18 protein-coding genes and 1 pseudogene are annotated in these 24,015 nt (G+C 40.7%); 10 read left to right on the top strand and 9 right to left on the bottom strand.

What is annotated here, in order from left to right:
* The first annotated feature begins 195 nt into the window (after positions 1-195).
* Both JOC28_RS04180 and JOC28_RS10710 read left to right on the top strand, forming a co-directional pair.
* Positions 196-2,262 (top strand): HsdM family class I SAM-dependent methyltransferase, encoded by a 2,067-nt coding sequence (locus JOC28_RS04180; protein WP_205009384.1) that lies wholly within the window; start codon positions 196-198, stop codon positions 2,260-2,262.
* 16 nt (positions 2,263-2,278) lie between these two features.
* A complete protein-coding gene (locus JOC28_RS10710) occupies positions 2,279-3,457 on the top strand; it encodes a restriction endonuclease subunit S (RefSeq protein ID WP_239548877.1) in 1,179 nt (392 codons plus the stop codon).
* Between the two features lie 202 nt (positions 3,458-3,659).
* On the opposite strand, the gene JOC28_RS04170 is transcribed toward JOC28_RS10710, so the two are convergent.
* The gene (locus JOC28_RS04170; RefSeq protein ID WP_205009383.1) at positions 3,660-4,064 is read right to left on the bottom strand and encodes a MarR family winged helix-turn-helix transcriptional regulator; all 405 of its coding nucleotides are present in this window, start codon (positions 4,062-4,064) and stop codon (positions 3,660-3,662) included.
* Between the two features lie 104 nt (positions 4,065-4,168).
* Here JOC28_RS04170 and JOC28_RS04165 point away from each other — a divergent pair, with 104 nt between their 5' ends.
* Both JOC28_RS04165 and JOC28_RS04160 read left to right on the top strand, forming a co-directional pair.
* Positions 4,169-5,194: a threonine aldolase family protein gene (locus tag JOC28_RS04165; protein WP_205009382.1), complete on the top strand. Its 1,026-nt coding sequence runs from the start codon at positions 4,169-4,171 to the stop codon at positions 5,192-5,194.
* A gap of 4 nt (positions 5,195-5,198) precedes the next feature.
* Complete coding sequence (locus JOC28_RS04160) at positions 5,199-5,678, top strand: GNAT family N-acetyltransferase (RefSeq protein WP_205009381.1); 480 nt, start codon at positions 5,199-5,201, stop codon at positions 5,676-5,678.
* 58 nt (positions 5,679-5,736) lie between these two features.
* Here the strand turns inward: JOC28_RS04160 and rpsN are convergent, their stop codons facing one another.
* The 3 genes from rpsN to JOC28_RS04145 form a co-directional block, all read right to left on the bottom strand.
* Complete coding sequence (rpsN, locus tag JOC28_RS04155) at positions 5,737-6,006, bottom strand: 30S ribosomal protein S14 (protein WP_205009380.1); 270 nt, start codon at positions 6,004-6,006, stop codon at positions 5,737-5,739.
* A gap of 157 nt (positions 6,007-6,163) precedes the next feature.
* The gene (locus tag JOC28_RS04150; protein ID WP_205009379.1) at positions 6,164-7,354 is read right to left on the bottom strand and encodes an MFS transporter; all 1,191 of its coding nucleotides are present in this window, start codon (positions 7,352-7,354) and stop codon (positions 6,164-6,166) included.
* Between the two features lie 19 nt (positions 7,355-7,373).
* Entirely contained in the window at positions 7,374-8,885 is a 1,512-nt protein-coding gene (locus JOC28_RS04145; RefSeq protein WP_338058056.1) for an FAD-dependent oxidoreductase, read from the bottom strand.
* 92 nt (positions 8,886-8,977) lie between these two features.
* Here JOC28_RS04145 and JOC28_RS04140 point away from each other — a divergent pair, with 92 nt between their 5' ends.
* From JOC28_RS04140 to JOC28_RS04130, 3 genes and pseudogenes are all read left to right on the top strand, one after another.
* Positions 8,978-9,838, top strand: a complete 861-nt coding sequence (locus tag JOC28_RS04140) for a helix-turn-helix transcriptional regulator (RefSeq protein ID WP_205009377.1) — start codon at positions 8,978-8,980, stop codon at positions 9,836-9,838.
* A 188-nt stretch (positions 9,839-10,026) separates the two neighbouring features.
* Positions 10,027-10,635: an NADPH-dependent FMN reductase gene (locus JOC28_RS04135; protein ID WP_205009376.1), complete on the top strand. Its 609-nt coding sequence runs from the start codon at positions 10,027-10,029 to the stop codon at positions 10,633-10,635.
* A gap of 266 nt (positions 10,636-10,901) precedes the next feature.
* Positions 10,902-11,409, top strand: a pseudogene (locus JOC28_RS04130) (NADPH-dependent FMN reductase); the annotation flags it as partial.
* A 319-nt stretch (positions 11,410-11,728) separates the two neighbouring features.
* Here the strand turns inward: JOC28_RS04130 and pulA are convergent.
* The 5 genes from pulA to JOC28_RS04105 all read right to left on the bottom strand — a co-directional run bounded on the left by pulA (position 11,729) and on the right by JOC28_RS04105 (position 18,761).
* Complete coding sequence (gene pulA, locus JOC28_RS04125) at positions 11,729-13,984, bottom strand: type I pullulanase (protein WP_205009374.1); 2,256 nt, start codon at positions 13,982-13,984, stop codon at positions 11,729-11,731.
* 21 nt (positions 13,985-14,005) lie between these two features.
* Entirely contained in the window at positions 14,006-15,136 is a 1,131-nt protein-coding gene (locus JOC28_RS04120) for an ABC transporter ATP-binding protein (protein ID WP_205009373.1), read from the bottom strand.
* A gap of 33 nt (positions 15,137-15,169) precedes the next feature.
* On the bottom strand, positions 15,170-16,006 hold the full coding sequence (locus JOC28_RS04115) for a sugar ABC transporter permease (RefSeq protein WP_205009372.1): 837 nt from the start codon (positions 16,004-16,006) through the stop codon (positions 15,170-15,172).
* Positions 16,006-17,367 carry a carbohydrate ABC transporter permease gene (locus tag JOC28_RS04110; RefSeq protein WP_205009371.1) on the bottom strand — a complete coding sequence of 454 codons (1,362 nt, stop codon included), beginning with the start codon at positions 17,365-17,367 and terminating at the stop codon, positions 16,006-16,008. The genes JOC28_RS04115 and JOC28_RS04110 overlap by 1 nt, the downstream gene beginning before the upstream one ends.
* Before the next feature lie 146 nt (positions 17,368-17,513).
* Positions 17,514-18,761 (bottom strand): extracellular solute-binding protein, encoded by a 1,248-nt coding sequence (locus JOC28_RS04105; protein ID WP_205009370.1) that lies wholly within the window; start codon positions 18,759-18,761, stop codon positions 17,514-17,516.
* Positions 18,762-18,946: 185 nt separating this feature from the next.
* On the opposite strand from JOC28_RS04105, the gene JOC28_RS04100 reads away from it, so the two are divergent.
* The 3 genes from JOC28_RS04100 to glgP all read left to right on the top strand — a co-directional run bounded on the left by JOC28_RS04100 (position 18,947) and on the right by glgP (position 23,981).
* Complete coding sequence (locus tag JOC28_RS04100) at positions 18,947-19,966, top strand: substrate-binding domain-containing protein (protein ID WP_205009369.1); 1,020 nt, start codon at positions 18,947-18,949, stop codon at positions 19,964-19,966.
* Between the two features lie 255 nt (positions 19,967-20,221).
* Positions 20,222-21,730: a 4-alpha-glucanotransferase gene (gene malQ / locus JOC28_RS04095; RefSeq protein ID WP_205009368.1), complete on the top strand. Its 1,509-nt coding sequence runs from the start codon at positions 20,222-20,224 to the stop codon at positions 21,728-21,730.
* Positions 21,720-23,981 (top strand): glycogen/starch/alpha-glucan family phosphorylase, encoded by a 2,262-nt coding sequence (gene glgP / locus JOC28_RS04090; protein WP_205009367.1) that lies wholly within the window; start codon positions 21,720-21,722, stop codon positions 23,979-23,981. The genes malQ and glgP overlap by 11 nt, the downstream gene beginning before the upstream one ends.
* Positions 23,982-24,015 lie beyond the last annotated feature (34 nt).

Below are 24,015 nucleotides of genomic sequence, written 5' to 3'. Positions count from 1 at the left end.
TCACAGCTCACAGCTCACAGCTCACAGCTCACAGCTCACAGCTCACAGCTCACAGCTCACAGCTCACAGCTCACAGCTCACAGCTCACAGCTCACGCTGATTATGTAATCGGACGTGTTTTTTGTCAACCCCTAAAACAGACTTTTTCACGTTTTTGTGGAGAAGTTTTTTGTTTTGGTAGAATAGAGGTGTACAATGCCTAAGTCTATCGAAGAAAAAGTAGAAGAATTTTATAAAACAAATCTTGATAACTTAGGTATTACATACTATGGTAAAACTCAAGCAAATTTGATGAGTAAAAGCATTTCTGATGCTTTGACCTCAGCTCCTTCCAAATCTGGTGGAACAGGCAGTAATTACCCTGATATTATGATAATGCTTAATTCTAAGACATTAAATCGGCAAATTCCAGTTATTATTGAAGCAAAGGGTTCTAAGAATAAGCTGGAAAAACTTGATAAAGATGGGAACATAGTTCAAATTGTACCATGGGCATCTGATTCAAAAGAAGGTGTTAGAAATCCACATAAAAAAGGCGACCCTAACACAACTGCTATTGTCCAGTTCGCAGTAAATGGAGCCTACCATTATGCAAAAAATATATTAGAGAGTGAGTTTTCAATTCATGATGAGATTATTTTTATAGGGATTAACGGAACTGAACTTGATGAAGATAACAAAGTAAAAAATCCTGAACAAAAAGCCTACTATCTATCAAAGTTGAACAAACTCCAACCTAAGCATATTGCTGATTTGGATAAATCATGGGATTTGTTGAAAGATTCCAATTTAGAAAAATTCTTTGATATTTTAGATAGACTAACTCTATCCGAAGAGGAATTAGAAGTTCTAACTCATAGGACGGAAGATGAACTTGAAAAAGCAGTCAAGAAAATACACCAAGAGATTTATGAAAACGCATCTTTAAAAAATGCTCTAACCACCAATGAGAAATTATATGTCTTTTCTGGTCTTATCATGGCAGGTTTACAGACAAGTGGAGTTAGCCGATTAACCCCAAAAGCCCTTGAAGGAAATGACGATAAAGTAGAGAATGACGGTCAGACAATTATACGTAGAATCAAAACATTTTTGAAAAAACGTAAAGCAGATTCTCATAAAATAACAATGATTGAAGATTTGCTGAGACCAATCTTTACAAAACAAGTTCTTTGGAAACCTCATAATGGAGAATCCTTAATTAAACAAATTTTCACTGATGTTTATAATACTATCATTCCATTACTAGAATCAGATTTACAACTTGATTTCACAGGAAAAATCCTAAATTCCCTCAACGACTGGGTGTCTATTGAAAATGATGTGTCAAATGATGTTGTCTTAACACCACGGTATGTTACAGAATTGATGGTCAAGTTGACACGTACTGACATGGATTCCTATGTTTGGGATACTGCGATGGGTTCAGGTGGATTCTTAGTATCGGCAATGGATGCCATGCTAAAAGATGCACGTTCCAAAATTCAAGATAAGGAAAAATTATCTAATAAGATTTCGCACATCAAAGAACAACAGTTACTAGGAATTGAACTTCTCGGGAATATCTATATTTTAGCTATTCTTAATATGATTTTGATGGGAGATGGCTCTAGTAATATGAAAAACGGAAACTCTCATGAGTTATACCATAGAGAGAGTTTCCCAGCTAATGTCTTCTTGTTGAATCCGCCATACTCTGCATCTGGTAAAGGATTTAATTTTGTTGAAGAAGCCTTTTCAAAAATGGAGAGGGGTTATGGAGCAGTTTTAATACAAGAAAATGCTGGCTCAAGCCAAGGACTACCATATACAAAACGTATCTTAGAGAAAAGTTCCTTAATTGCATCAATTCACATGCCAAACGATTTATTTGGTGGAAAAGCAAGTGTACAAACAGCTATTTATGTATTCAAGGTAAATGAACCACATAATGAAAAACAGGCAGTAACTTTTATTGATTTTTCTGAAGATGGCTATACTCGTCAAAATCGCAAAAAATCTAGCCAAGCCGTCAATCTACGTGATACTGATAATGCTAAAGCAAGGTATCAAGAAGTTGTGGACATCGTTTTAGGAAATCTACCTGATACATCTTACTATACGGTAGAAAATGGGAAAGTTATCAGAGATAGGATTACTTTAAATGGAAATGATTGGACGTTTAATCAGCATGCAAAAATTGAACGTATTCCACAGTTAGAGGATTTTAAGAAGTCTGTTGGCGATTTTTTATCTTGGCAAGTTACTCAACTTATGAAGTAAGAAGGGTGGCTGAAAAATGTTAAAAGATAGGAAATATGGAGATTTTACCATTGGAAGCATATTTACTTTGATAGGAACAACTTCAACAGATGCTAAAAATGTGAACTTTACTCCACTTGGAGATTCTGAATTTATTGGTCGTACCGAAATTAATTACGGTGTTCAAGGGCTAGTGAAGTCCTCAGACTTTAATTTTCCACCGAATCCAAGCAATACTATTACTATCTCACAAGTTGGAACAATAGTTGCTCAATATCGAGATAGCCAGTATTATACCAGTCAAAACATCGTAAGATTGAGCAACCGAAAATTAACTAGAAGAACAGGATTGTTTATTGTTGCATTATTAAACAATTGGCTTTCCAAATCTGGATTTAACGGTTATACAACTCCTAAACAATCAGTGATTAAGCAAGGAATAATAAAGCTACCTTTAATATCACATACGGACAAAAACAATTATTTACAATCTGAGATTGACTGGCAGTTTATGGAAAATTTTATAAAAGAGCTGGAAGCTGAATGCGTCCAAGAGCTGGAAGCCTATTTGATAGCAACTAGCTTAAATGACTACCATTTGACAGATGAAGAACACACTTTATTAGATTACAAGCCAAAATTTAAGTCCTTCAAATTAGCTTCGACTTATGTTATGCGTGGTAAATTGATTGAAGTGAACGAAAAAGGATTGTTTGACATTGTTCCAACCAAAAAGAAGATAAATGCCAATAGTATCACTTTTGATGGTCGATTTCCCTATGTAGCAAGAGGGGAAAGTAAGAATGGTATTCGAGGTTATATAAACTTTGATGAACAATATCTCAACCCTAAAGATACCATCTCTTTTGGACAAGATACTGCTACCATGTATTATCAGCCAAATGCCTATTTTACAGGAGATAAAATACAAGTATTCAAATTAAATAAAGCTTACGGTACTTTGACTGAAAATATAGCTCTATACATTATCAGTTCAATGAAAAAATCATTTGCGAATTTTGTTTGGGGGCAGCAATCATTCGCTTTGGATGTTATTTCAGAAATACTAGTAGAATTACCTGTTGATGTCCATGGGAATATTGATTTTGAATATATGAGCCAATATATACAAGCTATCAAAAAAGTGTCTATTGAAGATGTTGTAAGATATAAGGATAAAATTATAACTGCGACTCAAAATATTATCAACGAGTAAAAAAGCTGATTTCCTCTTGGAAGTCGCCTTTTTTGATATTCACGCAAATACTATATATTGTGGTTGGTGTAAACTAGTATATAGTTCCCAAAATTTATTAGAAGAAGCAGGAATCCGAATATAATAAAGTAAATTGCTAACATAAAGTCTCCATTCTAGATAGAATAGTCTGTGGACTTCCTCCAGCCAAGCTGTGGGGGATTTAGTATGGTGCGATTTTAAGGAGAAGCTCTGCTAGGGCTTCTTTTTCTTCTGAGCTTAGCTTGTCTAGGAGCTTGTCTGACTGGTCTTTTTCGTATTGGTGAAGCTGGGGATAGATGTCTCTGGCTTTTTGTGTGGGATAGACACGCTTGATTTTTTGATTGTCTTTATCATTTTCCACTTGTAAATAGCCCTGCTGGACCAGTTTTTTGACGGTGCGAAAGCTAGTGCTACGATCAATCTGGATAGCGTCAGCTAATTGTCCCAAAAACATACCAGGCTGTTCACAGACGCGGATGATGTAGATGAAGAGGTTGTTGTTAAGCCCAAGCTCCTTGAAATTCTTGTTGGAATCGGCTTGGATAGTGCGCGTGATGCCTCCGATGGTGCGAATGATGGTGAACATAACTGACTCCTTTATCTTTCTTAATCAAAATTCTAGCATATTTTTATTGCATTTGCAATTAAAATGAGTTATACTAGATACAAGTTAAGAAACGAGGTAAGGTCATGTTACATTTTGAAAATGATTATAACGAAGGTGTTCATCCAGAGCTTTTGAAGGTCTTGGTTGAGACTAATGAAGAAAATCTTGCTGGCTATGGCATGGACACTTATACACAGGAAGCTGTTGATAAGATTCGTCAAGCTACTAATTGTCCACAGGCTCAGGTTCAATTTTTGACAGGTGGAACTCAGACCAATCAGGTCGTTATCAACAGTATGTTGGCGTCTTATGAGGGAGTTATTGCTGCGGAGACTGGGCATATCTCCACTCATGAAGCTGGTGCTATTGAGTTTTCAGGGCATAAGGTACTGACGCTTCCTCATGAGAATGGTAAGATTTCAGCAGACCAGATTGCGGCTTATCTGACTGATTTTTATAATGATGGTAACCACGAGCACATGGTCTTTCCTGGCATGGTCTACATCTCACATCCTACCGAGTATGGTGCCCTTTACACCAAGGCTGAGCTAGAGGCTATTTCTCAGATTTGTGACCAGTATCAGATTCCCCTCTTTATGGATGGCGCACGCCTCGGTTATGCCTTGGGCTCTAAGGAGACTGATCTTACTTTGGAGACAATTGCAGAGCTCTGCCATGTCTTTTATATCGGTGGAACTAAGCTAGGTGCTCTTATCGGTGAGGCTATCGTCTTCACCAAGAATAATATGCCTAAGCACTTCACACCAATCGTGAAACAGCATGGTGCACTTGTGGCTAAGGGAAGAATTTTTGGTCTTCAGTTCAGTCGTTTCTTCACAGATAATCTCTATGTTGAAATCGGTCGTAAGGCTGTTGCTCAAGCTGAGGAACTCAAGGCGATTTTGAAAGAGAAGGGTTACCGTTTCTACTACGAATCACCAACCAATCAGCAGTTTATCATTGTGGAAAATAGCCAGCTTGAAGAGCTTGGTCAGAAGTTAGCTTACAGCTTTTGGGAAAAATACGATGACCAGCACACAATTGTTCGCCTAGCGACCTCATGGTCAACGACTGATCAGGATATTGCTGACTTGAAACAAATTTTGTAAGCCTATGAGAATTGAAATTTTTGATAAATCTGATAATCAGGAAGTGGCTGATTTGGTGTTACACATTCAGCGCCAAGAGTTTGGTATCGTGATTGCTGATGGTGAGCAGACTGATTTACAAGATTTGGAAGCTACTTATCAAAAGACTGGTGGTCAATTCTGGGTTGCTAAAAATGATGTTAATCAGATCATAGGTTGTATTGGCTTGCTGAGTCTGAAGAATTCTTCGGCAGCCTTAAAGAAGATGTTTGTTGCAGCCGACTATCGTCAGCTAGGAGTTGGTAGAGCTCTAATAGATAAATTATTAGATTATTGTCGACAAACAGGTATCGAGTCTGTCTATCTTGGGACGGTAGACCGTTTTCAGGCTGCTCAGCGATTTTACCAAACAATAGGTTTTAAACTTGTTGAAAAAGAGGATTTGCCTGAAGATTTTCCATTTTTGGAAGTTGATAATAGGAACTATCTTTACCGTTTAGACTAAAAGAGGTTGGAAGATTCCAACCTCTTTTGTGTGATAAAAACTTCTTTCTCTATTACTATTACCAGCTGGCTTTTTTGACGCCAGGGAGCTGTCCTTTGTGGGCTAGGTCTCTGAAATTGATACGGCTGACGCCGAATTTTCTCATGTAGGCATGAGGTCTTCCGTCGATGCGGTCGCGATTTTTGAGACGATTGGGATTAGAATCTCTAGGAAGTTTGCGGAGTGCTTCGTAATCTCCTTTTGCCTTAAGTTCACGGCGTAGGTCTGCATATTGTTCAATTAATTTTAACTGTCTTTCATAGCGAGCAATCTTTGATTTTTTTGCCATTGCCATCTCCTTTAATCTATGTTTGTAAAATAATTAACCAGTTAACTATATCTATCATACCACTTTTGAGTGAAAGGTCAAGAAGAAATTAACTGGTTAAGTAATTTATTTGAGAAAAACACTGAATCAAAGTGACTCAGTGCTGGTAACTCAATGCTTAGTTCTTAGGTTTACGATCAAAGAAGTTGTAGATGTATTCGATAATAGCAAGGACTGTAAATCCGATACCGACAAGGCTGAGGACACCTGTTACACTTGACATACCGAAGAGACCTGCGACAGCATTGACCATAGGAGCGGCAAAGGCAGCACCTAGGTTGATTCCCATTAGGATGACAGAAGTTGTCAAGGTACCACCATTTTTAGGACCAACTTGCGCAACTCTTAGGAAGGCTTGTGGGAAGACCCATCCAAAGAAAATTCCTGCAATAACCACACCAGTCGTCACAGTTGCGACTGAATTGGCATTGGCAACGATAAAGAATCCAGCTGCGATACCAGTAAATGATACTGGCAAGATAAAGTTACCGATAAGTTTTGATACAGGAGCATAGAGAAGGGCAGCAACCATAGAGGCTAGACCTAGGAGAGCTAGGATAGAAGAGGCAGCTGATGGTGAGAAGAGTCCTGTCTCTTGACCAAGAACTGCCATTTTAATGGTCATCATGAGGAACATGGCAAAGGTAATGAGAAAAAGCAGAGCTAGTAGTAAAATATGTCCATTGACAGCTTCTTTAAAGCTTGCTTTCGCAGGTGCCTGCTCCGCCATTTCACCCTTATCATCAGGTATAGTAACAAAGAGCCAGATAAGAATCAGTGGAATCAGTCCAACAAAGAATCCAGTGAAGGCTGTCCGCCAACCGCTAATAATCAAGGCTGATAGTAGGAAACCAAAGGCAGCATTACCTAGGTTTTGAGCTGTATTTTGAAAACCTAGCATTCCTTTTAGTTGTTGTCCTTCATAAAAACGATACATGAGGCTAACTGAGTAGGGATTGAAGAGACCGATACCTAGGCCCATCAAGAGACGTGCTGCGATGATAACAGGAAAACTTGAAACAAGAGCAGGAAGAACACCACCGATAGTATAAAGACCTAGTCCAAAAAGGATAGTACGCTTGATACCAAATTTATTTCCGATTGCCTCTGCAAAAAGAATCAAAATCAAGACACTGAAGTTTGGTAAGGTAGAGATTAATTCGATACTTGATTGTGAGACATTTGGAAATTGCTGAGCCAACTGTGTATTTGCAATTGAGATTGATGGTGCAGTCTGAGCTAACAATGATAGCGACAGCAGTGAAGCTTTAAAGAGCCATGAAGAGGCATTGACAGTTTTTTGTGACATATAAATCTCCTAAGTCTATTTAAGCATTTTTCATAATATCAGAAACGGCAGCTAGACCAGCAAGTCGTCCAGATGTCCAAGAGAATCCAGAAGCTAGTCCTTCATAGGCTGGGTAGTTACGAGGTGCATAATAACCACCAGCATTGGCACCACCAGTATAGAGACCTGGGATAGCTTTCATGTGGACATCTAGGACACGTAAGTCCTTGTCAACTCGAACACCACCGACTGTTCCAAGATAGACAACTTGGCCAATGAAGGCATAGTAAGGACCTTCTTGGACACTATATTGAAGTGAAGCTTGTGACTTGCTGAAACGTGTATCATCTTGATTAGCAATAGCTTGGTTGTATTCAGAAATAGTTTCCTGAAAAGCAGATACATCAAATCCAGCATTTTGAGCTAGTTCTTCGATGCTATCGCCTTTGAAGCAGATGCCTTGTTGAACAGCTTCGTCAGCTAGAGCGACAAAATCACCCTTGGCATCTGAGGCACCTGGTCCAGATTTTGAAATGACTAGTTTGGCACCTTGGCTGTAACTGTCAAGAGTAGTCTTGTCAACAATATAGAAGTATTTTGATCCGATACCGTAGGCTGCATTTGACCATTGAACAGTGTCATAGACCACATCTTCATTGGTAAAGCGGGCGCCATTTGGATCTACCCAGAGTAGTGGTGACAAGAGGAGTTGAGTCAAAGGTGAGTTATTGAAGCCAGCTAGCTGTTTACCTTTGGTTTCTTGGCTAACCACAGATTCTGCCATCTGGGCTGCGTGGATAAGAGCAGAGCCATCAATATTGACACCACCAGCTTTTTCCATAGCTGAGAGACCTTCACCCATGTTTGGAACTCCAAGAGAACGTAGATTAATGGTGCGCATGACTTTAGCAACACGGCGTTTATCAGCTCCAAATCCCCCTGTTGTGATGATAGATGCTTTGGCATGGACAATCAATTCTTGACCGTCAGCATCAGTTGCTTTAAGTCCAGTGACACGACCGTCATTATCTTGAAGTAATTCTGTCATGGTTACTCCGAAGATAAATTCAGCGCCTTCGGATTCAATAGACTTTTGAACGGCTGGGAAAGTACGATTTTTATCCATGTACATGTGATAAGAACCACCTTGGTACTTATTATCTCTATGGGCAAATTGAGTGGTATTTTCAATAGGATTAAGCTGAATTTCCATACCTAGACTTTTAATTTCTTCTAGAGTTTCTTTGGCATGTTCGATCACATTTTTAAGCAGAGCACCATTTGAAAGATAGTGATTGTGTTTTTGAAGTTCATTAATAGCTTCTTGTGTGCTTAGATTATAGCCAAGAGCCTTTTGTTCGTCAGTTCCTACAGCGAAGAAACCAGATGAGATTTTTGTATTACCACCGACTTGAGGAAGTTTTTCCAAAACTAAAACCTTTAATCCATTTTGAGCGGCGGCATGAGCAGCAGATAGACCAGCACCTCCAGCACCTGCAACGACAACATCAACAGTGTATTCTTTTACCATGTGAAATTCCTCACTTAAAATATTTATGCTATAATTATAGGTGAATTCTTTCACAAATAAAAGCGCTCTAAGTATCTTATAAAGTGACGAAAAATAACTTTTAGGAGGCGTCCATGTTTCAAAAAATCAGTAATTGTGTGACCTATGGCTGTCAATTAAGCCTGAAAAAGCAAAGCCATCATCAGAAACATCTCTATCTATTGGAAATACTGAGTCCAGTGACCTGTCGTTTTAACCAAGGGAACTTATCTTTGAATGCTTTTGATATCTTACTGGGACAAGCTTTTGAGGAATTTACCTTTTCGTCAATTGATCAGAGTCCTATCTTGATTCGCCAATATGATTTGGAGTTCGATATTCCTGGTCAATTAACTGAATATACTGTGGGAGACAATGCCATTATTCATGATCTGATGAATGCTGAGAACCCTGGTCAGGCATATGTTTTATTTACAAATCTAGATGCTGGCCTTTGTCATGCCTATCTGGATGCTATGGAAATACTAGAAGAGCAAAGTGATGATTACAGTCATTTTCAGAGTCAGAAGGTCTCTGGTTTGCTCTTTACAGAATTGCTGCGCGAGCATGAGGCAAAGATTTCAAAAACGCAGTCTAATTTTCCTGACCGTGAGGTACGCTATGCGACTAGGGATACCCAAGCAGGTGTCATCATGAAATATGTTCGGGAGCATATCTATGATATTTCACTTAAAGAAGCGGCAGCACATTTTGCATATCAACCTAATTATTTTTCCCGTCTCTGTCAAAACCTTTATGGAACGACCTTTAATGAATTAAAGACCCACATTAAGTTGGAGATTGCTAAGGAGCAGCTTAGTATGACGACTAAAGGTTTGGAAGAAATCAGTCAGGAACTGGGTTATAAGGCTGTTTCGAATTTTCACCGTAATTTTAAGGCTCAGGTGGGAATGACTCCAAGAGAATATCGTCAAGAACACACCAAACTTCTTTAGAAAGATAGAAAAAGTCATGTTTTTAGATATGACTTTTTTGATTTATTGATCTTTTTCTGAGTTATAATGTTAATAAGTTCACAAGATAAAACTTGTGGAAAAGATGATTAGAGAGATGAGGATGAGACTCCAAATTAGTCTTCTACAGGAATTCGATTTTGTCGTCCATCTCATAGAAGGATTCACTTATGACTAAATTGATTGCACTGGTTGGAACCAATTCTGACCAATCAACTAACCGCCAGTTACTTCATTATATGAGTCGTCATTTTTCAGACAAGGCTGATATTGAGGTGGTTGAAATTAAGGATATTCCTTTCTTCAATAAAGGCATTATGGGTAATTTGCCAGAGATTGTTGTTTCGATTGAGGCTAAGATTGCGGAAGCTGATGGACTTATTATCTCAACGCCTGAGTACGATCACGCTATTCCAGCAGCTCTGATGAATGCCTTGGAGTGGTTTTCTGTGGGGAGCCATCCTCTTGTGGATAAACCTGTTATGATTACAGGAGCCTCTTATGGAACCTTGGGTTCTTCACGAGCACAGGCACAGTTGCGTCAGATTTTAGATGCTCCTGAGTTACGCGCCTATATTATGCCAAGTTCAGAATATCATTTATCACATTCCTTACAAGCATTTGATGAAGCAGGTGATTTGAAAGATGCTGAAAAAATAGCAGAGCTGGATGCCTTATTTGAAGATTTCCTACGTTTTGTAGCAATCACTAGTCAGTTGACAGCAACCCATGCTCAGCACAAACAAGCAGTCTCAGACTTCTCTTGGGATAAGGTTTAGATCAATCGTCTAAGCTCGTAATTTTTCAGCGAGACTGGAATTGTCCCTTTGTATCATCGTATTTGAACACGGGCTGAAAGGCTAGTGAAAAAGATGAGCTGGCTAGAAAATCAGGATTTTCTGCCGATAGCGTCGTAGGCGTCTGGTACTAAAGTACCTAGTCGCCCTGACGTGGGTGCGTCTTCGAAATCAAAGATTTCGGACTTACCGCATATTTTCAAACGCCTTTCTTAACGCCCTTTGTATCATTAGAAAAGGAAAATCATATGAAAATTATTGGTATTGTTGGGTCTCAGGCACCCTTTTCACATAATCGTCTCTTATTGCAATATATTGGTTATCGTTTTAGTCACCTATTTGATTTGGAAATTTTGGAAATTGCAGGGCTACCTTTGTTCAATCAAAGTGATGATCAGACAGATACACCTCAGATTCAGAATATGGTTCGTAAAATTGAAGCAGCGGATGCTGTTATTATTGCGACACCAGAACATAATCATACTATTTCAGCAGTTCTTAAGAGTTGCTTAGAGTGGCTATCCTTCAATGTTCATCCCTTTGATGGCAAACCAGTTATGATAGTAGGCGCTTCTTACTATCAACAAGGATCATCTCGTGCCCAGCTCCATCTTCGTCAAATCTTGGATGCTCCTGGTGTTAATGCCATGGTTTTGCCAGGAAATGAGTTTCTTCTAGGTAATTGTAAGGAGGCTTTTGATGAAAAAGGATTCTTGAAAGATGAAGGAACAGCTAAGTTTTTAGAAACCTGCTTGACAAACTTCTTAAAATTCCTTGCAGTTATCAATGGTATGAAAGAAATACCAGTAGTACAAGAGTCAGCACCAGTAGTCGGAGAAGCTGATGTAGATGCTAATTCAGGAGCATCAGAAAGTTGGTCAGCAACAACTAATGCAGTAAGCACAGCTAGTGCTCCTGCAACAAGTCCTTTTGAACAGGCTTTGAATGACACTTTTGGACCTGACTTGGGAATTGAACCTAAGGAAGATATTTTTGATAGGATAGAATTGGTGTAAGAAAGTAGAAAAACACATAGTAGGCGTAGATTAGCGATACTATGTGTTTTTTACATTATTTACTCCACCTCAAAAATTGTCAAGGAATAGGCTGTGAGAATGTCTTCTTTTAAATCTTCTTCTAGGCAGTTGCTGATGAGCAGCTGTTTTTTCTTGCAGTCTTGCAGGAGTGGTAGGAGGTCTTTTTTACGATTGGTAATGAGGATACGGTAGGTTTTATCGAGTGCAATATCGTAACTGATAAGTCCTGATCCGTTCTGGGCTTGGTTGACTGTGATTGCCTGTGTGATCTCCTGATAGTCTTCTAGTGAGAAGTGCTTGCTTTGACGTTTGATTTGAATCAGTTGCTTGAGGAAGTCGTCACTGGCTTGATAGCGACTAGCTAGGTTCCAGTCGAGCTGATTGACACTGTCAGGTGCATTGTAGCTGTTCATGGCTCGCTCTTGGTCCTCTGCGCTCAAGCGTCCGTTTTCCTCTGTGGCAACTAGCTTGGTACGGTTGAAACTTTGCCCAATTTGCATAAAGCAGATTCCTTGGGAAATGATGTTTAGAGCGCTAGCTAATTGGCAACGACGGTCGTGGATATCCTGCTCATCCTTGGGATGCAGAGCTAGTAGCAGGTCGTTGAGGGTGTAGTTGTCGTGAGCTTCGACATAGTTAAGGACCTGGCTGGTCTTTTGATATGGGACAAATGCTGAGCTGCCAGCAATAGCCTTCATCAGCTCTTTTTCAACAGGCTGGTCAGAAACAAAGCCTTTTTTGAGCTCGCCGAAGATTTCAGCACCCTTGATATTATCTCTGGCATCATCATTGAAGAAGCCAATGCCAGCTAGTTTGTCAGCCACAGCCTTGATGCTCTTTTCTTCCTGATTGAGACCGCAAGGCATGTCCCAGCCTTCTCCATAGATAATGATATTTGGATCAATCTCATCCAGAGCCTGACGAATAGCAAGCATGGTATCAATATCATGCAAGCCCATGAGGTCAAATCGGAAGCCATCAATATTGTAGGTCTCAGCCCAGTAGAGAACTGAGTCAATCATGTACTTACGGAACATCTCTTTTTCACTGGCAGTCTCGTTGCCGCAAATTGAACCATTGCTAAACGCCCCGTCAGCGGCTACTCGGTAGTAATAATAAGGAACTGTCAGCTGGAAGGCTGAGTCGGTTTTAGAGTAGGTGTGATTGTAGACAACGTCCATGATGACACCAATCCCAGCATCGTGATAGGCTTGAATAAGACTTTTGAGCTCTAGGATACGAGCCTTGGGATCTTTAGGATTACTTGAAAATCTACCATCAGGAACATTGTAATTCTCAGGGTCGTAGCCCCAGTTGTAGAGGAGATTTCCCTTTTCATCAAAACTTTGGTGGTGGTCAAAGATGGGCTGGAGTTGAATATAGCTGACAGGGCTTTCTTTCAGATAGTCGAAAGTAGTGGGGAGTCCTTGAGCATTGCGCGTGCCAGTCTGACAAGCTCCGAGGTAGCTACCACAGAGTTCCTCAGGAACCCCAGAATTCTCAGCAATAGAGAAGTCACGAATGTGCATTTCATAGACAGTTGCCTGACTAGGATTTGCCAGACGCCAGCTTGCATCTTTGCCATGACGCACTTGGAAATTGTCAGGAACGATAACTTGCGCATCTAGAAGGACAGAACGTTTACCATCGGCAGTTGCAGCGGTGCTGTAAGGATCTCTGCTTTCGACCACTCTTCCATCTAAATGATGAATATGATAGCAGAAGACAAGGTCTTCATGGTCGCCCTCAAGCTCTGCAAACCAGACTCCCTGTGTATTTTGCTTGTGGTCTTGGAAATCAGCTTTTTGCCCACGTGTCATAGGGATGACTTGATCAGCCTTATCAGCATCAGCATTGTCAAAAAGAAGAAGCTCCACAGCCTTAGCAGTCGGTGCCCAAAGTCTAAACTGGCTAGCCTCAGGCTGATAGCGGTAACCCAGCCAGCCATCAAAGCCCCAAGTCTTATCGAAAGTCTCGTGCTTTACTGCCATGTCAAAGGCTGCGCTGTCACCGTTTTCATGAGAGGGACTTGTCATGGCAGCTTCATAGGCTAGATAGACTTGGCTGTCGCCCTCGACCAGCCAAACTTCAGGATAGTCAGCGACAGTTGTCGGAATAAGATAATCAGTTATGTCATCGCTTACAATAATGGTCTCTAAAAGAGGAGAGCCCTCAAGAGTAAGCTCTCCTCTTTTTCCGAAACCATCATCTTCTAGCCAAATCAGCTCTGCCTGTTGTGTTTTTAGCTCTAGCTGTTTCTTGTTTTTGGAATAGTAGTGAAGAATAAGTTTCATAAATAGCTCCATAGAGTGTTTCTAGATACGTTTTTCTGATTCAAGGTCGAAGAAGTGACCTTTGGCAACATTGAAAGTGAGGTTGACAGTTTCACCTGGATTGTGGAAGTCACGGGCATCAACACGAGAAGCAAATTCTGTCTCACCGAGTTTGACATAAAGCATGGTTTCAGCTCCAAGAAGCTCTGAAACAACAACTTCAGCTGTTACATTAGCATTTGGATAGGCTTCTTGAACGATATTCTTGCTTGAAATGTCTTCTGGACGAATACCGAAGATAACTTTTTTACCGAGGTAGCCTTTTTCTTCTAAAGTCTTAGCTTGTCCAGCTGGAAGAGCGATATCAAGACCATCTTCATTGGTAAGAGATTCTTTTCCGACTGTCACTTCAAAGAAGTTCATGGCTGGGCTTCCGATAAAGCCTGCGACGAATTTATTAGCAGGCTCATTGTAGAGCTCTTGCGGTGTACCGATTTGTTCAACTCGACCAATAGTTCCTGAACCGTCAGGATTCTTAGTTGAACTCATGATAACGATACGGTCAGCCAAGGTCATGGCCTCAGTCTGGTCGTGGGTAACGTAGATAGTAGTTGCTCCGATACGACGGTGAATTTTTGCGATTTCAGCGCGCATTGAGACGCGGAGCTTAGCATCCAAGTTTGACAAAGGCTCGTCCATAAGGAACACCTTAGCGTCACGAACGATGGCACGGCCCATGGCAACACGCTGACGCTGACCACCTGAGAGGTCGGCTGGTTTGCGTTCGAGGAATTCTGTCAAGCCAAGAACAGCTGCCGCTTCACGAACACGTGAGTCAATTTCATCTTTTTTGAACTTGCGTAATTTAAGACCGAAAGCCATGTTTTCGTAAACTGACATGTGTGGGTAAAGGGCATAGTTCTGGAAGACCATGGCGATGTCGCGGTCTTTAGGTGATTTATCATTCACCACTTCACCATCGATGAGAAGTTGCCCTTCTGTGATGTCTTCAAGACCAGCTACCATACGGAGAGTTGTTGATTTCCCGCAACCAGAAGGTCCAACGAAGACGATGAATTCTTTATCCTTGATGTCCAAGTTGAAATCTTCAACAGAGTAGTGAGTGCTGTTTGGGTATTTTTTAAAGATGTGATTGAGATTTAAAGTTGTCATAGTATTGCTTCCTAACTAAGTGCTTTTTCGAGATTATTTAACAGATCCGCCTGTGATACCTTCAACATAGTATTTTTGCATGAACATGAAGAGGAGGGTAATTGGGATAGCGATAAGGACTGAACCTGCTGTGAAGGACATGAACCAGTCATTGATAGTATCTTGTTGCAACATTGAGAAGAGTCCGATGGCAACAGTGTATTTTTGAGTCGCATCACCAAGGATAACCTTAGCAAAGATAAAGTCGATCCATGGTCCGATAAAGGCCATAAGGGCTGTGTAAACGATGATTGGTTTTGATAGTGGGAGTGTAATCTTGAAGAAGATGTCCAAGCGGCTAGCTCCGTCAATCATAGCTGACTCATCGAGTGAGTAAGGAATAGTATCAAAGAAACCTTTGGCAATGTAGAAACCAAGCGCTGCACCAGATGAGTAAACAAGTACAAGGGCAGTAAGTGTTTGGTCAAGATTGAGGGCTTTCAAGATATAGTAAACCGCAATCATTGACATGAAACCTGGGAACATGTTAAGAACAAGAGCAAGTTTCAAGAAACCATTTCTGTGTTTGAATTTGATACGGCTGAGTGAGTAAGCCATGGCAACTGTGATAAAGGTTGAAATGATACATGAGAAAACAGCAACGACCAAAGTATTCATAAACCAGCGTCCAAATGGAAAGACATTCTGGGTGAAGAGCTTGGTGTAGTTTTCAAAGGTCCATGTTTTAGGAATAAAGTAGTTAACATAGGCAGTGCCTTCACCACGAAAGCTGGTTAGGACAACCCAGGCGATGGGAAAGAGCCAGATGATTGACAAGACAATCAATAAAATATAGGTAAAACTGAGTGTTAAGCGTTTCTTATTTTGCATTATTTAGCCGCTCCTTCCTTGTAAGAACTTGTACGAGTGTAGGCAAGCAAGCTGAAGACTGCTGAGATGACGAAGATCAAGATACCGATAACAGAAGCTAGGTTGTAGTCAGCTGCTGTAACAGTCAAGTTGTAGAGCCATGTCACCAAGAGGTCTGTGCTACCAGCTTGATAGAAGTCAGAGTTAGTAGGACCACCACCAGTAAGGAGGTAGATAACGTTGAAGTTGTTGATATTTCCGATAAATTGTTGGATTAGGGTTGGTGCCATAATCAAGAGAATTTGAGGGAAAGTGATTGATTTGAAGATTTGGAATTTGCTTGCACCGTCAATCTCAGCCGCTTCGATTTGTTCTTGAGGGAGGTTCATGATGATACCTGTTGCGACCAACATGGTTACTGGAATACCGACCCACATGTTAACAAAGATGATTGAGAATTTAGCCCAGATAGGATCTGAAAGGAAGGGAATAGGATGGGCTGCTGATACCAAGCCGATTTTTTCAAGCAGGGCATTGACAGGACCAGCATCGTTGAGCAAGTTTCTCATGATCAAGAGAGAAATGAACTGAGGCACAGCGATTGTGATAACGAAAATCGTACGCCAAACTTTCTTAAAACGAAGTCCTTTGGTATTGATAATCAAGGCAAGGACGATACCGAAGAAGAAGTTGGTTACTGTGGCAAAGACAGCCCAGATAAGAGTCCAAGAAAGGACAGGGAAGAAGGTACCAGCCATACGGCCGTTAAGGATATTACCAAAGTTTGAGAAACCAACCCAGTCAAAGAGACTCTTTGGAGGAAGGTGGTTGTGGTCATAGTTGGTAAAGGCCAAGCAGACCATATAAATCAAAGGTAGAATGGTAAAGAGCAGGATACCAAGCATTGGAATTGACATGAGGGTCATGTGGAAACGACCGTTTGTCAATGTTTGGAAGTCCTCTTTAAAGCTAGGAACTTTGAGACCTTCTTTTTTGATGACGTAAAGGTTACGGGCACTCTTAAGGTTACACCAATAAATGTAAGCAAAGACCAGACAGAAGATAACAGAAGCAAGCCCAAAGATAAGAAGAAGCATTGAGTTGTCTCCTTCAGTTGCTACCTGCATCTTGATACCATCGATGGTCTTGGTTGTCATGCCTTGGCTCTCAGTTCCAAGGGTAATAAGGCCTTGCAGAGATGGGATAACCTGGCTGACAAAGGCGATAAGAAAGAGAATTTCTGACAGGAGAAAGAGTGTTCCCTTGATGATTTGCTTGTTACAGAAGTTAGCAAATCCCATAATCAGAAAAGAGAGTTTAATGTCAGGTCCACCTTTTTTGAAGGCTTCTAGGACCGGAACTGTGTCATAATTTTGATTCATAAGATCCTCCTTTAAGACGTCTATTGTTTGAAAATCACTACTAAAATTTTCACTCTTGGAAACTTTAATAATAATTTCCAAAGGAAATAGTAACTAAAAAAGAAAAGAGTAGGACTTTTGAGATGTCCTACCCTTAAAAACAGTCCTTATTTAGCGTCAGCTAAATCTTCGTCAAATTGTTGCAATTTAGATAGGTATTGATCAGCAGTGATTTTACCATTGTAAGTATCGCTAAGAAGAGCAGCACTTTCAGTCCAGAATGTAGTCATTTGGCTAAGTTTAGGTGTTACGACTGTGTAGTCTGAAGATGAAGCCATCTTGATAACTGCTTGTGCCAATGCGTCAGATTGAACTTCTGATGATGCTTGAACTTCTTTGTTTGCAGGAACGATGTTACGTCCTTCATAAGTGAACTGGTTCTTTTGGCTTTCAGCGCTTGTCAATTTAGCAGCAAGTTTGTAGCTAGCAGCGATACGTTTTGTATCTGAACCAGCAGGTGCTTGGTTAACGGCATAGAGTTTAACACCGAGGAAGGCTTTTTGTTGAACTGTTTTACCACCGATAGTTACAGTTGGGTAAGCAGCAACACCGAGGTTTTCAGCACCGATTGCTTTTTGAGCAGCTGCGAAGTCCCAAGGACCTGATTCGATAGCTGCAACAGATCCGTCACCAAATTTAGACATAACGTTTTCTGAAGTCAAGTTGACGAAACCTTTGTTTGATTTTTGGTCTGAGATCCATTGAAGAACTGATACACCAGCTTCGTTACCCCAGTTTGTACCGTCAACAGTTTCACCGTCAGCTCCAAAGAGTGTGTCACCAACTGACATGAAGAGTGGTGCAGTTGCGTAGGCATTCATTTGTTTAAATGTTGCACCGAATGTTGCTTTGCTTGTGATTGTTTCATAGCTTGCTACATCTTCTGCAGACAATTTTGATTTGTTATAGAAGAGTACTTGAGACTCAATACCGAATGGGAAGGCATAAGTTTTACCTTTGTATTGAGCACCTGCAATGGCTTGGTCAGTGTCATTGGCTTTGATTTCTTTAGTGTATGTGTCAGGGATTTCTTGAATAACACCTGATTCTACCAATTGACCGAGTTGATCGTGAGGAAGAGAGAAGACATCAGCAGCCTTGCTTGGGTCTTTCTTAACGTTTTCCTGAGCTTTTGAGTCATTTGATTCGACGATTTTAACCTTGTATCCTGAGTTTTCTTTTTCGAATTCTTTAACGACTTCTTGATATGACGCTTTAGCTCCAGTTGGCACCCACAATTTAATAGTGGTCTTGCTTGATGCAGCCTCAACCTTTTGAGCATTTGCTCCAACGAGGAATGCTCCTGCTAGTGTAACACCAGCTACAGTTGCGATCATTTTCTGCCATTTTTTCATAATAGTAACCTCCTAAGCAGATATAAAAACTTTACACTCATATTATGCAATCGTTTGCAAAAATTGTCAAGGTCTTTTTGCACAAAATTTGAAAAATAAAATTATTCTCCCAATTTCTTGCGAGCTTTCCCAATCTATTGTAAAATCTAAGTTATGATAAATGAGAAAGAAATGAGGTGACAGTAGTGGTTACAATTAAAGATGTTGCTGCTAGAGCAGGAGTTAATGCCTCTACAGTCAGTCGAACCCTAAAAAACAGTTCAAGTATATCAGAAAAGACAAAAGAAAAAGTCAGAAAGGCAATGGAGGACTTGGGCTATGTTCCCAATGTCACCGCTGCGCGTTTAGCTAGTGGTCTGACCAAGGCAGTTGGTCTCGTTCTGCCACCGATGACGACACCCGATCGCATCAGCCAGCCCTTCTTTATGGAAATTTTGGCAGCCGTCAATGACGAAGCTAGACAGCACGATTTGACGGTCTCAATTGCAACAGGTTCATCGCTAGATGATCTTTACAATCAGGTTGCCCTCATGTATAAGCAGAAGCTGGTAGATGGTTTTATCATTCTCTATTCTGAAAAAGGTGACCCTGTTAGCCAGTATTTGAGAGATAATGCTATCCCTTTTGTTATCGTTGGACAGGCTGAAGAGCTTATGAATGAAGTAACCTTCATTGACAATGACAATCAGCTCATGGCAAGAACTGCCGTTGATTATCTGCATAACAAGGGGCATCGTAACATCCTCTTTGTTACTGATGACAAGCAGAGTGAAGTCTATCTAGAGCGCTATTTCGGTTATGTTCGTGGAACAAGCAGCCTTGACCTTCCTATCTTTGACAGTGGGCATTTTGATCGACACCAGCCAGAAACCTTGGATCATCTAATCGAGTCAATCAGATCCAATCAGATTACTGCAGTGGTTGTAATTGATGATATGATAGCTGTGCGATTTATGCAGTTCCTATCCTTCTATGGCTTGAATGTCCCCCACGATATTTCAATCGTATCCTTTAATAACTCGACTTATTCCCGTATTGTCCATCCTTATCTGACCAGCTTTGATATCAATATCGATACTCTGGGAAGAACTAGTCTGCAACGCCTTCTTGAGAAAATCAAGAACCGTGAAGCTAAGGCAGAAAAAATTATTGTGCCTTTTGATTTGAAAGAAAGAGAAAGTGTGAGACGTTTGGACTCAAAATAGTGTCTTATAGTGAATTGAATAAAGGTTAGGACGTTGTTAAGGTGTTTTGATGAACGCCAGTTCTATCTTCAACTCCTTGCCTAGTCCTATTCCTTTCTCAATCCACTCACTACAATATAGTAGAAAAAGAAAACTGTTAGGAGTATAGAACTGCTGACAGTTTTCTTTTGCAAAAAAAGTTTCAAGTAACGCCTTGACTTATGCAAACGTTTGCGTTATACTTTTTATGAAATCAAATGAAGGAGCAATCTAAGAATGAAACGTGCAAGTGGTATTTTAATGCATATTACTTCTCTACCAGGAGAATTTGGAATCGGTACTTTTGGGAAAGAAGCCTATGACTTTATCGATTTCTTAGTTGAAACAAAACAAACCTACTGGCAAATTTTGCCATTGACAACGACTAGCTACGGTGACTCGCCTTACCAATCCTTCTCAGCAGTCGCAGGTAATACAAATCTTATTGACTTTAACAAATTAGTAGACGCAGGCTACCTTAGCCCAGCAGACTTTGCAGGTGTGACCTTCAGCCATGCTGACAATCAAGTTGACTACGCTCTGCTATTTGAAGCACGCCGTCCTATCTTGGAAAAAGCTGTCGCTAACTTCCTAGCTAGCCAAGAAGGTGTCAAACTTCTAGCAGACTTTGAAGCGGAGCAAAGCACATGGTTGCAAGACTATGCTGAGTTTATGTCTCTCAAAGAGCACTTCGGTCTTAAAGCTCTTCAAGAGTGGGATGACCAAAAGGCAATCTATCGTGATGAAGAGACACTAGCTAGCTACCGTGAGGAATTGAAAGATGCAATCCTTTATCACAAGGTTGTGCAACTTTTCTTCTTTAGCCAATGGCAAGAGCTCAAGACTTATGCTAATGAGAAGGGCATCGCCATCATCGGAGACATGCCTATCTATGTCTCAGCTGATAGTGTTGAAGTTTGGACACAGTCTGACCTCTTCAAACTTGATGATGCTAAGCAACCGCTCTGCATTGCAGGATGTCCTCCAGATGACTTCTCAGATGTAGGTCAGCTATGGGGTAACCCAATCTACAACTGGGACTACCATGCAGAAACTGGCTACAAATGGTGGATCTACCGTATTCAAGAGTCATTTAAACTCTATGACTACCTCCGTATTGACCATTTCAAAGGCTTCTCAGACTTCTGGGAAATTCCTGCTGGTGAAGAAACAGCCATCAATGGGAAATGGGTTTCAGGTCCAAATATCGACCTCTTCAATGCTATCAAAGCAGAGCTGGGTGACCTTCCAATCATTGCAGAAGACCTTGGATATATCGATGACAAGGCTAAGAAACTCTTAGCAGATGCAGCCTTCCCAGGTATGAAAATCTTGGAATTCGGCTTCTATGACGTTACTGGTCAAAGCATTGATATTCCACATGTTTACACACAAAATAGCGTTGCCTATGTCGGAACACACGATAACGAAGTTGCCAACGGCTGGTATGACAATCTCGACGAAGAACAACAGGCATTTGTCGATGCTTATACTAACCGCAAAGAAGACGAAAGCGTTACACAAATGATGTTACGTGAGCTCTTCTCAACAGTAAGCAACACAGCAATCGCTTCTATGCAGGATGTCCTTGACCTTCCAGCAGAAAGCCGTATGAATATTCCAAATACTCTTGGCGGTAACTGGGTATGGCGTATGACTAAGGACGACCTAAAACAAGAACACAAAGATTATCTACTTAAGATTACAGAACTTTATGCACGAGGAACACAAGAAGATGACAACTAATTTTACAAGCTATGTTACAGAACAAGGTCGTGACCTTGCCACACTTTCAAATGAAGAAATCTACCTTAAATTATTAAACTACGTTAAAGAAGAAGCAGCTAGCAAAACAAAAAACACTGCTAAACGCAAAGTCTATTACATTTCAGCAGAATTTTTAATCGGTAAACTTCTCTCAAACAACTTGATTAACCTTGGTATCTACAAGGATGTTAAGGAAGAATTGGCAGCTGTTGGCAAGTCAATCGCAGAAGTTGAAGATGTTGAATTAGAGCCATCACTTGGTAATGGTGGTTTGGGACGTTTGGCATCATGTTTCATTGACTCAATTTCAAGTCTTGGCATCAACGGTGAAGGTGTTGGTCTTAACTACCACTGTGGTCTCTTCAAACAAGTCTTCCGCAACAACCAGCAAGAAACTGAACCAAACTACTGGATTGAAAATGATTCATGGTTGGTTCCAACTGATATTTCATACGATGTGCCATTTAAAGATTTTACCCTTAAATCTCGCTTGGACCGTATCGACGTTTTGGGCTATAAACGTGAGACTAAGAACTACCTTAACCTCTTTGACATCACAGGTATTGACTACGGTCAAATCCAAGGCGGTATCGAGTTTGATAAGACAAATATCGTCCGTAACTTGACCCTCTTCCTCTACCCAGATGATTCAAACAAAAACGGTGAGTTGCTCCGTATCTACCAACAGTACTTCATGGTATCAAATGCTGCGCAGCTATTGATCGACGAAGCTATCGAACGTGGTTCAAATGTCCACGACTTGGCTGATTACGCCTATGTTCAAATCAATGATACTCACCCATCAATGGTTATCCCTGAGCTTATCCGTCTCTTGACTGAAAAACACGCTATCGACTTCGCTGAAGCAGTCTCAATCGTTAAGAACATGGTTGGTTACACAAACCACACTATCTTGGCAGAAGCTCTTGAAAAATGGCCTTTGGAATACCTCAATGAAGTTGTGCCACACTTGGTAACAATCATTGAAAAATTGGATGCCCTTATCCGTGCAGAAGTTGCAGATACAGCTGTTCAAATCATCGACGAATCTGGTCGTGTTCACATGGCTCACATGGATATCCACTTCTCAACATCTGTCAATGGGGTTGCAGCACTTCACACTGAAATCCTTAAAAACAGTGAATTGAAAGCCTTCTATGACCTTTACCCAGCTAAATTCAACAACAAAACAAACGGTATTACCTTCCGTCGCTGGTTGGAATTTGCTAACCAAGACCTTGCTGACTACATCAAGGAATTGATTGGAGATGACTACCTAACAGACGCTGCTAAGCTTGAAAAACTCTTGGCATTTGCAGATGACAAGGATGTTCATGCTAAACTTGCCCAAATCAAGCACAACAACAAACTAGCTCTTAAACGTTACCTCAAAGACAATAAAGGTATCGAACTTGACGAAAATTCAATCATCGATACACAAATCAAACGTTTCCACGAGTACAAACGCCAACAGATGAATGCTCTCTATGTTATCCACAAATATTTGGAAATCAAACGTGGTAATCTTCCACAGCGTAAAATCACAGTTATCTTTGGTGGTAAAGCAGCTCCTGCCTATATCATTGCCCAAGATATTATCCACTTGATCCTCAGCTTGTCAGAGCTTATCAACAATGACCCTGAGGTATCACCATACCTCAATGTTCACCTTGTTGAAAACTACAATGTCACCGTAGCGGAGCATCTTATCCCAGCGACTGATATCTCTGAGCAAATTTCCCTTGCTTCAAAAGAAGCATCAGGTACTGGTAACATGAAATTCATGCTCAACGGTGCCCTTACTCTTGGTACTATGGACGGTGCCAATGTGGAAATTGCAGAGCTTGCTGGACAAGAAAACATCTACACATTTGGTAAAGACTCAGATACGATTATCGACCTTTATGCGACAAGCGGTTACGTATCACGCGACTACTACGAAGGTGACCAAGCCATCAAAGAAGCAGTTGACTTTATCGTCAGCGATGAATTGCTAGCGCTTGGTAATGGTGAACGCCTTGGCCGTCTTCACAACGAACTTATCGTTAAAGACTGGTTCATGACCCTCATTGACCTTAAAGAGTACATTGCTGTCAAAGAACAAATGCTTGCTGACTACGAAGACCAAGATGCTTGGATGACAAAAGTTGTTAAAAACATTGCCAAAGCAGGCTTCTTCTCATCAGACCGTACGATTGAACAGTACAACCAAGACATCTGGCACAGCTAAGATTAAGCCAGTGCGAGCTTAGTTAAACATCAGA

This window comes from Streptococcus loxodontisalivarius, from assembly GCF_016908645.1.
Classification (GTDB): Bacteria; Bacillota; Bacilli; order Lactobacillales; family Streptococcaceae; genus Streptococcus; species Streptococcus loxodontisalivarius.
The sequence above is the reverse complement of the archived record's forward strand: the minus strand, read 5'-3'. Positions and strand labels throughout refer to the sequence as shown.

What these genes read in the sequence shown, in the direction of transcription:
- JOC28_RS04180 (WP_205009384.1), top strand. Translation starts at nt 196, where the DNA reads ATGCCTAAGTCTATCGAAGAAAAAGTAGAAGAATTTTATAAAACAAAT.
- JOC28_RS10710 (WP_239548877.1), top strand. Translation starts at nt 2,279, where the DNA reads ATGTTAAAAGATAGGAAATATGGAGATTTTACCATTGGAAGCATATTT.
- JOC28_RS04170 (WP_205009383.1), bottom strand. Translation starts at nt 4,064, where the DNA reads ATGTTCACCATCATTCGCACCATCGGAGGCATCACGCGCACTATCCAA.
- JOC28_RS04165 (WP_205009382.1), top strand. Translation starts at nt 4,169, where the DNA reads ATGTTACATTTTGAAAATGATTATAACGAAGGTGTTCATCCAGAGCTT.
- JOC28_RS04160 (WP_205009381.1), top strand. Translation starts at nt 5,199, where the DNA reads ATGAGAATTGAAATTTTTGATAAATCTGATAATCAGGAAGTGGCTGAT.
- rpsN (WP_205009380.1), bottom strand. Translation starts at nt 6,006, where the DNA reads ATGGCAAAAAAATCAAAGATTGCTCGCTATGAAAGACAGTTAAAATTA.
- JOC28_RS04150 (WP_205009379.1), bottom strand. Translation starts at nt 7,354, where the DNA reads ATGTCACAAAAAACTGTCAATGCCTCTTCATGGCTCTTTAAAGCTTCA.
- JOC28_RS04140 (WP_205009377.1), top strand. Translation starts at nt 8,978, where the DNA reads ATGTTTCAAAAAATCAGTAATTGTGTGACCTATGGCTGTCAATTAAGC.
- JOC28_RS04135 (WP_205009376.1), top strand. Translation starts at nt 10,027, where the DNA reads ATGACTAAATTGATTGCACTGGTTGGAACCAATTCTGACCAATCAACT.
- pulA (WP_205009374.1), bottom strand. Translation starts at nt 13,984, where the DNA reads ATGAAACTTATTCTTCACTACTATTCCAAAAACAAGAAACAGCTAGAG.
- JOC28_RS04120 (WP_205009373.1), bottom strand. Translation starts at nt 15,136, where the DNA reads ATGACAACTTTAAATCTCAATCACATCTTTAAAAAATACCCAAACAGC.
- JOC28_RS04115 (WP_205009372.1), bottom strand. Translation starts at nt 16,006, where the DNA reads ATGCAAAATAAGAAACGCTTAACACTCAGTTTTACCTATATTTTATTG.
- JOC28_RS04110 (WP_205009371.1), bottom strand. Translation starts at nt 17,367, where the DNA reads ATGAATCAAAATTATGACACAGTTCCGGTCCTAGAAGCCTTCAAAAAA.
- JOC28_RS04105 (WP_205009370.1), bottom strand. Translation starts at nt 18,761, where the DNA reads ATGAAAAAATGGCAGAAAATGATCGCAACTGTAGCTGGTGTTACACTA.
- malQ (WP_205009368.1), top strand. Translation starts at nt 20,222, where the DNA reads ATGAAACGTGCAAGTGGTATTTTAATGCATATTACTTCTCTACCAGGA.
- glgP (WP_205009367.1), top strand. Translation starts at nt 21,720, where the DNA reads ATGACAACTAATTTTACAAGCTATGTTACAGAACAAGGTCGTGACCTT.